The organism is Pseudoalteromonas sp. PSi26 (assembly GCF_054960575.1).
The window spans coordinates 1-13084 of record NZ_JBHNYT010000002.1 but is presented as its reverse complement, the minus strand read 5'-3'; the positions used below and the strand labels follow the sequence as shown (position 1 = coordinate 13084).

Here is a 13084-nt window from a genome sequence, read left to right as displayed (position 1 = left end):
ACTTTTACAGCGACCGAATCCTAGAGCATTATTATAAATAAGGCCACAAGTGTGGCCTTTTAATACAAAACTAAACGCAGTGACTAATATATTTCAGCACTTACAAATGTATATACATAATTACTAAACTCTGGCTTAGTTAAATGCCCACCTTCAGAAATCGTGTCTAAAAGTTTTGCATAACTGTTTGCATCGGTTGCATTACCAGCATAGCCATAAAGTAATACCGTTAACTCTTCTAAAATAACCTCGTCGGTAGGTTCAGGGAATACACTACCAAAAGACAAATCTGGAATTTGACCACTTATGCCCGCTTTTATTGTCCAATCAAATCGGCTTTCAGCAGAATCATCAACTAAAAAGCTGTAACCCCATATTGTGCGAGCAAACCGATTGTCAACGTTACCAAAGTCAAAACTTGAATCATTGTTTTCAGCAAATTGAAGTAAACTAAATCCTAAATCGTCAGTAACGATAGGAAGTGTGGTCAGCTGATAATCACCATTAGTATCTACTGCGCTTCGGGCATAGCTTTGAAACTCAACGTCAACACCATCTACATTCATAAGGTCTGACATAAAATCAAGTTGCACATAAAAATTATGCTCAGTCACTGTTGGGAATACAAAAAGCGTGTTTGATATTTCAGAACCACTATATTGAACAAACCTATACGTATTATCAGCTTCTATATAACCTCGAGTACTAGCATAATCAGCATCAATATCTAATTGAACAGGAACTTCAACACCGTCATGAATAAAGTCTTCATCTGTTAGGGTAATAACTGATGAGTTTACCGGTATATCAATAACGGCAGCTTTTGCATCAACTGAGTAACTAGAAAGCGCCGTTAAATAAAGCTTATTATCATTCGGGCAAACATTTACAGACCCCGAAACTTCGTTACCTTGTGATTGATATATTGTGTAATCAGACGCAATCGTACTCAGCGCTGTGGTATCAACACTATATTCAGTACATCCACAATCACCTGTGAAGTCATTAAAATAAAAGGTGCCTAAATTAGTTCTATTTTCAATATTAAGCTCAGTGATAATTTGCTTATAACCACCGTCTTCTTCATCAAACACATCACCTAATACTGATACATGCTTGGTGCCTGAGGGTAGTTCACCTGAAAATTTACCTTCTGCATCAGTTTTAACAGAACCGATAGCATCGCCGTCATCACTATGAAAAACAACATCTGCTTGATACGCAGAATCAGCCCCGCATTCGCGAGTTAATGTTTGTAAAGCAATAGTTTGAAGTTGGGCTGTGTTGCCACCGCTTGACGAGCTGCCAGAGCTACTCTCTGATGAAGAGCCACCACATGCGCTAAGCGTTAAAGAAAGTGTAATAGCAAGCGGGGTAAGTATAAATTTATTCATTTTAATTAGTCCGTTAAATTGGTTCACCTACCATTATCTCAACTTAAGCAAAACAATAACAAGGTAACCCCACCACCAAATGCTTACAAAATTGCAATGATTTGTAAACAAGCCGCGATTAAGTACCTCACACATAACACCATTTACTAAATTAACTCACTTGTTCAAGTGAATTTATTAAAAACTGCACTACGCTTTATGTATTAAATAGTTAACGGCTATTTATTTGCTTAACCCTTGTTTAGCCAAAATACCGAGATAAATACACAACAGGACTGATCTTATGAATCGCTTACTTGGCCGACTATCTATCATTCAGCTCTCTTTGTTAACATCAATAATATTAATGGTTTTTATTTTTATACTTTTAATACAAAACATCACAAATAAATGGCAAGAGTCGCAAACACTTCAGCAAGATATAACTTTAATTAGCTTGTTAGATGCACTGGAAAAAGTGGCACATAACCATGCTGTAGAGCGAGGGTTAACTGCAGGGTTTTTAGGAAGTGGTTCAGCCGAGGCTAAAAACAAAGTGCTCGCGCAACGCCAAAAGGCAGATGCTTCAATACAGCATTTAAAGTCGGTAAGTGCTCAACTCACTAAAAACTCTACAAAGGTCACTAAAAATTTAAGTATTCTTTTTGATCACAATGCAAAAAAAGCGGCATTACGCACACAAGTTGATAATAAAGCAGCCCCTGGTGCCTTCGCGTTTTACAGTAAACTAAACCAAATTTCACTTGATGTAGCGGCAAACCTGAGCAGCCAAATAAAGCACCCAGTGTTATCTAAAGATCTCAATATTGCCTTTTTACTCGCTCACTATAAAGAACGTTTGGGCCAAAACCGAGGGAAAATAAACGGCACTTTAGCTAAAAAGCAATTAACGAGTGTTACGCAGCAAAATATTGCCTTATACAATTCAGAAATCGATTTGCTCAATCAATATTTAATAGCTAATTTGCAAGGCAAACAATTACAAAACTTTAACAGCATTATACAAAGTGCTGACTCACGTAAAATTAATGCAATAACAAATACATTACTCAACACAAACTCCCCAAACTTTACGACTTTGCCGGCAGCCTCTGTGTGGTTTCCTATGGCAACACAGCAAATAACTCAAATTAAACAATTACTAGACACCCAGTGGAATACGGTTGATAAAGATGGCCTTGAACTAAAAGAAGCGGCCGATACATCGCTTACACTCACTATTATCTACTTTTTGGTTACACTAGTGATTATCGCATACTTAAACTTTCATTTATTAAGTACTCTCAAAAAGGAATTAAGCCAACTAACGTCACTGTTACTTAAAGCCGAAAAAGGCGACCTAACAATAGACATAAGGCTTAAAAGTAAAGATGAACTCGGCGAAATATCAAATGCCATTCACAATACTATTTTCGCTTTTAAAGACCTGTTATTAGGGCTCGACCATTCCATCAATTCAGGCTCCAAACTCAGCGATGATATGAGCAATGCAACCAAAACAGTCCTTGATGATTCAAACAAAACATTGGCTATGGCGAGTAATATAGCCACCGCAATAGAAGAAATGGCCGCAACAAGCCGCGAAATAGCAGGCTCAGCTTCTGAAACTCTCAGCTCGAGTGACGAGTTAAACAAACAAGCCAATCTATTGATTGAAGATAACAAACTTAGTCAAAGCTCTATTAGTGAGCTTGCAACGGGGATGTCTGACGTAGAAGAAGTGGTAAGTAAAATGGATCAGCAGGTAGCGAGCATATCGTCTATTTTAGATTCAATTAGTAGCATTGCCGAGCAAACTAATTTACTAGCTCTCAATGCCGCTATTGAAGCAGCAAGAGCAGGTGAGCATGGTAGAGGGTTTGCCGTTGTTGCCGACGAAGTAAGAAGCCTTGCCGGAAACAGTAAAGAATCATCAGAAAAAATTTCGTCTTTGCTCGGCGAGTTACAGTCTATCAGCGATCAAGTAGTTAGCTCTATTGTAGCAAGTACTAAATTATCAAAAGCCACTTTAGAGCGATTTGATCAAGCAAGAGCGGTATCCGAGCAAGTGCATGCACAAAGTAAAGTACTTGAAAACTTAGCCATGAACGTGTCATCAGCCGCAGAACAACAGTCTGCAGTTGCGTCAAATATTGCAGTGGATGCTGCAAGCGTATTTGAATACGCAAATCACGAAGTTGAAGCCGCGCGAAAACAAGAAGTAATTTTTAATGAAATGCGACTTAATACTGCAACCCTCCAGCACACAATGAAAAACTTTAAGTTTCAGTAGTTAAGGGCCAATTGCATAAGTAAAATAAACTAAAGCAATTGGCCAACTTTATTAAGTTACTTTGCCCTGTAAGTTAAACCGAGGCTCGGCGTATAACTTTGTTGTTACTACATCAACTAAAATATTCACTGCGTTCCATACATCTTCAAACGAGGTATATAAGGGCGTAAAACCAAACCGTAAAATGTTAGGCGCTCTAAAGTCAGCTATAACGCCTTTCTCTATTAATGCTTGGCAAATAGCGAATGCCTGGTTATGCGAAAAAGCCAATTGGCTTCCACGTTGGATGGAATCTTCAGTAGAGCTTAAGCGCAAATCAACCAAACTAGCATGCGACTGCACAAGGGTAATAAACATTTCGGCTAAAGCAATCGACTTAGCCCTCACATCGCTTATTTTAACGTTTTCCCATACATCAAGCGCGGCATCTAACGCACTCATAGCAATAACACTTGGCGTACCACATAAATACTGATTAATACTTTCTGGCCGCTCGTAATGGGCATTAAATGCAAATGGTTTTGCATGCCCCATCCAACCGCTTAATGGCTGTTTAACTGTGCATTGGTGGCGCTTGGCAACATATAAAAAGGCAGGCGACCCTGGGCCACCATTTAAATATTTGTAGCCACAGCCTACTGCAAAATCAACGTTGCATTTATCTAACTCAACCGGCAATGCACCTGCACTGTGCGCTAAATCCCATATCACTAAAATACCTTTTTGCTGGGCAAGCTTTGTTAGCCTTTGCATATTTAAAAGCTTACCGGTTCTAAAGTTAACTTGGGTAAGTAGCAATACAGCGATGTCGTCAGTTAAGTTTTGCTCAATACAGTGCTCTTCGACTAATTTTAATTGGCATAAGTCAGTACCTAATAAATCGCTTAAGCCTTGCACCATGTATAAATCGGTCGGAAAATTATCTTGCGTTGATAACACTTTACTACGACCCGTGTTTAACATAAGCGCGCTGCTTAAAAGCTTAAACAAGTTTATTGAAATCGAATCACAACAAATTACCTGGCCTTTTTCAGCACCTATTATGGGCGCTATTTTTTCGCCAACCTGAGTAGGTAAATCAATCCATTGGTGATCGTTCCAGCTCCTAATTAAATGACTCCCCCACTGCTCGCTGACTACTTGTGCCACTCTGGTTTTAACCGCTTTGGGTAAAGCACCTAGCGAGTTACCATCTAAATAAATAGTGTTTGCGGGTAAATCAAATTCATCACGCTTGCTTGCAAGTACATCGGCTTTATCAAGCGCTACAATATCATCAAAATTCATTTATCGATTCCGTTTAAATGTTTAACTAAGGTGCTAAAAGCAGCAGAACCTGGGTGTATCCAATCAAAATGCCCCACCCCTTCGAGTAAATCTACCGGTCGATTAAGCTGTTCTAAATTATACGCAGGAACAATGCTGTCATTCGCACCTTGTAAAATTATGCTATGCGCATGCAAGGGTTGCTCGCTTGGGTTGGCCTGAGTGTATTCTTTAGGCTTATCGCTTGGTATACCTTGCATAAAATCTTTAGTTACTTTTTGACAACTATTAGTACCTGCCGCGTAGGCTTTAATATCGATAATGGGAGCAAGGCCAATTACGCCTTTTAATTCACTTATTTTTCCACCCGCAAGTAACGCTAAATGCCCACCAGCCGAGTGCCCCACAACAACAGTATTATTAAGTTTAAACTCACCACTATTGTAAGTACTTGATGCTAAAATACCGGCTTTTATATCGTTAAATGTAACTGGCCAACCGCCACCGCTTTCGCCGCTTCGGCGATATTCCACCGACCATACATTAAATCCTGCCTGTGCCAAGCCAGTGCTTAACGCATAAGTATGTTTTATGTCGTATGCACTTAACCAACAACCACCATGCAGTAATACCACCAACGGCTTTGATTTAGTTTGTTCAGCATGCGTGGCTCGCCAAAGTAATGCAAATTGTGATTCGTCACTGCCATAGTGTATTTTTTCGTTAGCATTTACAAAACCGAGCGACGCCACTTTAGAATACGCAACATTGTTTTCAACAACAGGAAACTCAATGTTGTTGGTAGTCGTACACCCACTTAAAATCCACATACCTAAAAGTAAAACAACCGTATTTTTCACAACACAACTTCCTTTTTAAATCTTAAAAATAGCATCTTGCGCCCATTAAACTGCAAGCCTACTTGTACGTATCACTTGCATCATCACGTCACTTAGTTATTAATTAATAACACTTTAGTGACTGCAATTATTATTGTTATTCACAAACTGGGCGTAATAAATTGACTCTTATGTTTGCGTATTTAACCAAACACTATAAAACCCTCGCCAAGTTAACCATGCTAAAAGCGACGAGTAAAGTTACTGCGTTTAAGCTTATATTTATACCTAAATTATTATTAACTTAGCTTTAAGGTGTTGGGCACTAAAAGCTGATGTATAATGACCCACTCTGGCTATTATTATGCCCTCAAGTGGAACACAACAATGAAAAAACTATCTAAAGTGCAAGAAAAACAACAAGCGCTTGTGCTTAACGTTGCCGATAAAATAGAAGAGCAAGGCCGAGCCGAACTACCCGGTATGCTGCAATGTTGGTTTGACGTGGAGTATCACTTATTTCCGGGCTCATTACTTATGTGCTTTCAGTTTGAAAACCAACAAGCCCTTGATGCCGCAGAGCCCGACATATTAAAATGGCAAAAACGATTAAGCGGCGCCATGCTTAAAAAAGGCGTTATTTTAAAAGACATGCGCAAACACCTAAAATTCACATTAAATGGCCCAGACGACTAAACGCGTTAGCAAAAAAATCGCCTAATATTTACTAACAAAGATTCAAATCTCCTCTGTATTAAACTCTGTTACATGCGTTATTAATTGTGGAAAAAACGCTAAAAAAGCCGCATCCAACTGGTAGTAATGGCGTTTTATATCTTCAGCAGCACCAGCAAATTGGTTGGCAAAGCGAATACGATTAGCAATGTTGTCTAGCGCAGTCCCCACACCATTAATGGTTTCGTAATCTTTAAACCAATCGTTTTTAGTCATGCTAGTAACTACGTGCTGCATACGCGGTGGCATGTGCGCTAACCGCTTATTTAAAAGCTCAAAACTGTTACGTTTAAAATCACTCAAAGGTTGCTCACTAAACTGCTGCCAATGCGTAATTAAAAAGTGATCAAACACCACATCTATTGCCACACCAGCAAAGCGCCTTCGGGTTGGTGAAAAGTACTGTTTAGCTTCTTTCACAACAGGGTGTGCATCTGTGAACTTATCAACTAAATAGTGATTATTTAAAGCATTTTTTACAGGTTCTGAGAGCTGTGCCACATGCCTATGGCCGCCAAAATCGCCTAGTAAATTTCCAAAATGGGAATCAGCCGTAGGCTTTGCAAAATAAAGGTGAGCTAAATAATTCAAAGTGTTCTCAAGTTTATTACACTGTTTAAATAGTAACTTAGGGATCTAACATATACTATGCTTCGTATAGATTTAGTCTAATTATAAAGTTGAGCAACATGGAAAATATATTTCAAACTAGCCGTTTTTTAGTTGTCATTGCGGTTATCACCGCAGCAGTATCATCGCTCCTTGTTTATGTTTCATGTATTAATATTGTTTTTAATATAGTGGTTTCAACCATTCTCGACTTGCCCGACTCAGCCAAAGCAGGTAAAGGCCTTATAGTTGAACTACTTAAAATCCTCGATTTACTATTAATCGGTATTACCCTACAGGTAATTGCCATTAGCTTATACCGCTTGTTTATATCGCCTGCTAAATCAAAAGAAAGTAAATTTTTAGCCGCTTTTAATATTAAAGACTTCCATGATTTAAAAATAACCCTAGTACAAGTAACCTCAGTTGTTCTTGTCATACTATTTTTAGAACATGCAGTGGAATTTGGCGGCACAATAGAAACCCTGTACTTAGGAATAGCCATTGCAATTGTTATAGCCGCCTCAACATTTGCATGGCGCTCAATGAAAGACTAGCTATAAATAGTTTTATATACGTTTTTAATACGCCAAATTACAAATCAGTGGATTACAGTGCCACGTGCTTTTACATTCAAATTACGGCTTAAGTTAGGCTGCTTCCTTTTCGGTATATAAATTGCTGTTACTCATGTTCTTGCTTTAAAAATTAAACATAAATAACCCTTATTGATATTTGTTAAAAGGAGAACATTATGAGTAATAAACAACTAATTACGACCGTAGGTATAGGTCTTGCCGCTGCATCTGCAGGTATGCTAACAAGGAAAACTTTACAAAAATCGTGGGAAAAGGTTACCAACGAACCAGCCCCAAAAGACAAGCCAAGCGAAAATACAGATCTTAAAGAAGCAGTAACTTGGGCGGTAGTTTCAGGCATTGGAGCCGGCGTTGCAAGAATGGCAGTGCGTTATGTTCTCGATAAACGTCAATCCAAATAAGATTTATATTAATGCCTCTTGTAGTGTCATTCGTTACAGGAGGTTTAACCTACTTTTCATTACGCCAACCAGAAAATAATTACCCCGAACAATATAGATATGAACGCTCACTATATTCCTGTAATAGACCGTGTACGCTTACCCACATAATTTTTATAAGCGGAGTTGATAGGTACCACTATAAAGCACTGCTCAAGCAGTAAACAACTCTTCCTCTTTGGTTAAATTATTCGTTCAACGTTTTGTTTTGCTAAGTTGTGTATTTTGACGTTATCTTAATTGAGCAACTATAACTATTAGATAATAATTAAACAAAAGGAATGTACCGATGTTGAATATTACAACAACAGGTTTATATAGATCTGCACTATCAATTTTCACCTGCTTATCTTTTTTAAGCGTTTTAATCGTACCAATAGCGACTGCTGCAGAGCAATCTGAACCCATCGCATTAGTTGGCGGAAGGCTGATAGATGGATTTGGTAATCAGCCACTTGCCAACAGTGTCATACTAGTAAAAAACGGGCTCATTGAAAAAGTAGGAACAGTTGATACATTACCTGTACCTACGGAGTACAAAATTGTCTCAACAGAAGGAATGGATGTACTTCCAGGCCTTTGGGAAAACCATGCACATTTAATGCTAAATGGTCATGCTAACTACAAGCATTGGCATAAAGAATACACTCCCAAGCTCACGAACGAAATCATGCCTGCAAGCGCTGAACAACTATTGTTAGCAGGGATAACTAGTGCCCGCGATTTAGGCGCACCATTAAAAGACTCCATTACAATAAAAAATAAAATAGACAATGGTGAAATCCCTGGACCACGCTTGTTCGTTTCAGGCCCCTTTTTGCAACACGAAGCCTATCCTGGTACCGAGCTTTATAGGTGGGGTGTTAAAAACGTTGAAGATGCCAAAAAAAAGGTCAACAAACTGGCTGATGCTGGTGTTGATATCATCAAACTAATTGACCATGACATGATGAAAATTGAGGTAGCACAGGCTATTGTTGACCAAGCCCATAAACGCAATCTGGTAGTTGTTGCTCACTCACACAAACCTGATGAAATTAGACGAGGCCTAGAAATCGGAGTAGATAATTTTGAGCACACTGGACTTACCACAGCTCCCGAATTTCCCAACGATGTAATTACTTTACTCAGAGAGCGTACTGCCAAAGGCCGAATTGCCGGCGGACCACTTTATTGGACCCCAACTGTAGAGGGACTTTGGAATTATGATTTAACCGTTGCCAACCCTGAGCGTTTAGATAATACATGCTGGCACAGAGGTCTAAAGCAAAGCACTATTGATGATATTCGCGGCTCATTAAAAAATGTAGGCGAACTTGAATATATGCAATTAACACCAATGCGCAAACCTACCTTAAAACGTAAAATCCAACAATTAAAAGAATCTGGCGTAGTTTTATTGGTAGGTACAGACAGCGGAATACCAACTAAATTTCATTGCCAGAGCACATGGAACGAACTAGCTGTTTGGGTAAACGAAATGGAAATTTCTGCAATGGATACAATTCGTGCCGCCACTTACTGGCCATCAGTGCTTATGAAGGTAAACGATAAAGTGGGAACAGTAAGCGAAGGGAAATACGCCGACATTATTGCTGTTAAAGGTGACGTATTACGTTATATAAACCTTTTACAGCATGTTGATTTAGTCATGAAAAACGGCAAAGTTTATAAGCAAGACGGTAAAGCGACTGCTGACAAATAGCCCCCCTAAACCTTTTTCTCCACTTTCTTAATGCACGTCGAAAGTGGAGAGCATTTATTTAATATTTTTAGTGCTTTCCCCATAAAAAAGACTCAATGCTAGCTTTATAAATCCAATAACCAAAGTGAGTTAATCACAAAAGCAATTATCAGTCGATTCAACGTTAATGGGTTGCTCTAAATTAGCAATCGTAGGATAGTAAATTACATATAAAACAATAGCCTTATATTAGGAATATTATGATCAAAGTATTATTAGCGACCAGCTTAATCGCCTCTTCATTCGCTGCTTTAAGTAATCCTTTAACTGTTGAAGAACAGCGTATCAACAAAGCCCAATTAGCAATGCCCAATGTTTTAAAAGCATTTACCCCAGAAGTATCAAGTTTTGAGCAGCAATTTAAAGAGCTTAACAACTTTAAAAGTGCAAAAACATTAGTACAACGCTTTAGCTTTGAACTATGGGAAAACGCCAAACAACGTATAATAAATACCAATAACTACGACGACCGAGCACTTTACTGGGCACGTCTGCTTTCAAGCAAAGTAATACGGACAACATCGCCTAAGTTTTCAATTACGCAGGCTCAACTCAATACGTTACTAACCCTACTAGAGGACGGCAGCAGAGGGCGCACCGACCTTACTTTTTCATCAGGCAGCACTAAAAAAATATTACTTACAGGCTTTGACCCATTTTTACTCGATAGAAACATAAACCAAAGTAACCCCTCAGGTGTTGCAGCGTTATTACTCGACGGCCAAGTTATTAATTACAACGGTATCAGCGCAGAAATCAACACCGTTATGGTGCCTGTGCGCTACGAAGATTTTGATCAAGGCATAATAGAATCACTACTTGCCCCTTACTACGCACTTAACAATGTAGACATGGTAGTCACCGTAAGTATGGGCAGAACACAATTTGATTTAGAGCACTTCCCGGGTAAACGCCGTAGTGTAACCGCGCCCGATAACGCTAATATTGTGTATGGCGGAACACAAACAAGCCCAGTAATACCAAAACTTAATGGCCGACCGCTCCCAGGCAACGAGTTTGTAAAATTTAGCTTGCCTGTAAATTTCATTCAACAAGCCAAAGGCCCCTATAAAGTTATCGACAATCGTGAAGTCACCACGCTTGAAAAAACCTATAAAGCCGGTTCGTATGGCGAGCTAAAAAATAGTATTGCGGTAAATGGCGGCGGCGGTGGTTACCTGTCTAACGAAATATCGTACCGAAGTATTCGCCTGCGCGATGCGCTTAATTCAAGTATACCTACAGGGCATATTCACACCCCACGTATACAACAATTCGAACCCGAAACAGAAGCTAAAATAGTAAACCAAATAAAGGCAATGCTAGAGCAAAGCCTAGTCGCGCTATAAGTTATCAAAATAAGTTTAAGCGCGTAAAAAAGGGCAATATTATTGCCCTTTTTTATAACTAGTTAAAAATTGCTTTTGAGTCGTTAAATAGAAAAATACTTTTTATGAGATTCTTAATCAACTCTTACTTCAACAGGACGGTTAAATAGAGTTACTAAGGGCAAGTTTACATTTTTACTCATTAAACAGCAGAAAACTGACCCAACGTGGCGTTCTTAAAAACACATAAAATATAATTACTATTTATTAAGATTAGGCAAAAACATACTTTCAGGTACTTTATTTTTAATCATAACGTCACGGTATGTACCGTCGCTCATACCTAAATCAATGGCTTTATTCACTACCGCCATAGCTTTCAAACTTTCAGCAATATCTTTTGCAAATGCAACATGAATTGAACGTTTTTCAATTACATCAGAGTCAAATAATATGTCGTTTTTAAATTCAATTAACTCAGTGCTCAACAAATACTTGCCATAACTTTCTGACATAATTAAACGGTCTACCTTTTGGTTAAAAAGCAGTTTAAACCCTTGCTGAGCTGTGGCAACTTCTAACAACTCATAACTATTATAGCCAGTTAATATTTTGTCATGCACACCTAAACGAACACCCGCAATAATAGTATGTTCGTCCTTTCTATCCTTATGATAAAAAGCACCAAATACCCCCATTCCAATTGGGTTTGATAAAACCGCCCACTGCTCTCGTCCTGGCAGGTTAGCAGCTAAAAATAGACCGTCAGCTTTTCCTAACTGAGTATAATAGTTCGCTCTAGCCCAAGGTAAAATAATGGCGTCTACTTCATATCCTAATTTAGCTAAACTTTGATTTAAAAATTGCCAACTAGCACGATAAATTGGGTAATTCTCCGTGAGCATTTTGTCATGGTCGTGACCAACCGCAAACGTAATGGTTTTTCCCTTTTCACTGGCATTTAACGAGCCAATGCTAAAGCAAAAAATGCAAAGTAAAATAAACACCCTACAAATCATAGTAACCTCTTATTAAAGATCTCATTAAGTTAAGGGGTCAAATCTTGACTTCAGACATCAAACAACCTCGAAGCGCTTCCCACTGTAATTCAACCTGCTTATTCTCAATAATTAATGCATTTAATCTACCAACAGCTTTTGATATGGCCGAATAGTGTTTAACATTAAAAACATCTGCTAATGCCTGCAAATTTAATCCCGTTAAATCTTGGCACAATTTAATAGCATACCATCGGGGTAAGTTTTTTTCTTTTCGCCCCTTTTTAACCATTACTATATCATCTACCTCAACATTAAAGTGGTTAGCCAAATAGGTAATTACATCATTCGCTGAATGCCTTTTACTAACAAGCTTGCTTTCATTGTTTGATGTTGCAATATAGCCTTTAATACTTTCAATAAAGTCATCACTACCTAGCACCGACAATAACTTTTTAGCACCATAAAAAGCGCTTACTTCTTCATTACACTCATATTCAACAAACTGCTTGTATGCAGCATACTTACGCTTTTTACCTTGCAGCGAAAATATAAAATCTCGAACCAACCATTTAGGTGTCGCACCACTTTTAATAAAAGCTGAATAGCTAGACCATTTGTACTTAGCAAGGTCATCTACCAACGGGGTGCTCGTTTCAATTGGGTTACGATGAATATACCGGCTAACATGCAATAAGTAGTTATCAGCATCCACTAACACAGCTTTGTATCGGCCCCTGAACAGTGCACCATCTGTGTTATGTGTTCGATTAAAGTATTGAGTGTAAAGGCCATTAATATGCTTCATGGCTCGGCCTAAATTAGCATCGGGAGTTTTTATTAGCAGATGGTAATGATTA

At 38.6% G+C, this 13084-nt stretch carries 12 protein-coding genes; 6 read left to right on the top strand and 6 right to left on the bottom strand.

Annotated features, from left to right (window positions below; genetic code table 11):
• Positions 1–83: 83 nt before the first annotated feature.
• A complete protein-coding gene (locus ACFI34_RS02070) occupies positions 84–1394 on the bottom strand; it encodes a hypothetical protein (RefSeq protein WP_462672212.1) in 1311 nt (436 codons plus the stop codon).
• Positions 1395–1677: 283 nt separating this feature from the next.
• Between ACFI34_RS02070 and ACFI34_RS02065 the strand changes: the two genes are divergently transcribed.
• Positions 1678–3666 carry a methyl-accepting chemotaxis protein gene (locus tag ACFI34_RS02065; RefSeq protein WP_462672211.1) on the top strand — a complete coding sequence of 663 codons (1989 nt, stop codon included), beginning with the start codon at positions 1678–1680 and terminating at the stop codon, positions 3664–3666.
• 51 nt (positions 3667–3717) lie between these two features.
• Here ACFI34_RS02065 and kynU read toward each other — a convergent pair whose 3' ends face one another.
• Both kynU and ACFI34_RS02055 read right to left on the bottom strand, forming a co-directional pair.
• Positions 3718–4953, bottom strand: coding sequence for a kynureninase (gene kynU / locus ACFI34_RS02060; RefSeq protein ID WP_462672210.1), 1236 nt, complete (start codon positions 4951–4953; stop codon positions 3718–3720).
• Positions 4950–5792, bottom strand: coding sequence for an alpha/beta hydrolase family protein (locus tag ACFI34_RS02055; RefSeq protein ID WP_462672209.1), 843 nt, complete (start codon positions 5790–5792; stop codon positions 4950–4952). The genes kynU and ACFI34_RS02055 overlap by 4 nt, the downstream gene beginning before the upstream one ends.
• 366 nt (positions 5793–6158) lie before the next feature.
• Here ACFI34_RS02055 and ACFI34_RS02050 point away from each other — a divergent pair, with 366 nt between their 5' ends.
• Positions 6159–6467, top strand: a complete 309-nt coding sequence (locus ACFI34_RS02050; protein WP_008128815.1) for a hypothetical protein — start codon at positions 6159–6161, stop codon at positions 6465–6467.
• Positions 6468–6509: 42 nt separating this feature from the next.
• Here the strand turns inward: ACFI34_RS02050 and ACFI34_RS02045 are convergent, their stop codons facing one another.
• Positions 6510–7097 (bottom strand): acyl carrier protein phosphodiesterase, encoded by a 588-nt coding sequence (locus ACFI34_RS02045; RefSeq protein WP_462672208.1) that lies wholly within the window; start codon positions 7095–7097, stop codon positions 6510–6512.
• Positions 7098–7195: 98 nt separating this feature from the next.
• On the opposite strand from ACFI34_RS02045, the gene ACFI34_RS02040 reads away from it, so the two are divergent.
• The 4 genes from ACFI34_RS02040 (at position 7196) to ACFI34_RS02025 (ending at position 11247) form a co-directional block, all read left to right on the top strand.
• Positions 7196–7672, top strand: a complete 477-nt coding sequence (locus ACFI34_RS02040; protein ID WP_462672207.1) for a YqhA family protein — start codon at positions 7196–7198, stop codon at positions 7670–7672.
• Between the two features lie 197 nt (positions 7673–7869).
• Complete coding sequence (locus tag ACFI34_RS02035; RefSeq protein ID WP_462672206.1) at positions 7870–8115, top strand: DUF4235 domain-containing protein; 246 nt, start codon at positions 7870–7872, stop codon at positions 8113–8115.
• Positions 8116–8443: 328 nt separating this feature from the next.
• Entirely contained in the window at positions 8444–9859 is a 1416-nt protein-coding gene (locus ACFI34_RS02030) for an amidohydrolase family protein (RefSeq protein WP_462672205.1), read from the top strand.
• A 239-nt stretch (positions 9860–10098) separates the two neighbouring features.
• Positions 10099–11247 (top strand): hypothetical protein, encoded by a 1149-nt coding sequence (locus ACFI34_RS02025; protein WP_462672204.1) that lies wholly within the window; start codon positions 10099–10101, stop codon positions 11245–11247.
• Positions 11248–11486: 239 nt separating this feature from the next.
• On the opposite strand, the gene ACFI34_RS02020 is transcribed toward ACFI34_RS02025, so the two are convergent.
• Together ACFI34_RS02020 and ACFI34_RS02015 are read right to left on the bottom strand one after the other, a co-directional pair.
• Complete coding sequence (locus ACFI34_RS02020; RefSeq protein ID WP_462672203.1) at positions 11487–12245, bottom strand: substrate-binding periplasmic protein; 759 nt, start codon at positions 12243–12245, stop codon at positions 11487–11489.
• Between the two features lie 37 nt (positions 12246–12282).
• A partial coding sequence (locus ACFI34_RS02015; protein WP_462672202.1) for a transposase occupies positions 12283–13084 on the bottom strand: 802 nt, incomplete at its 5' end.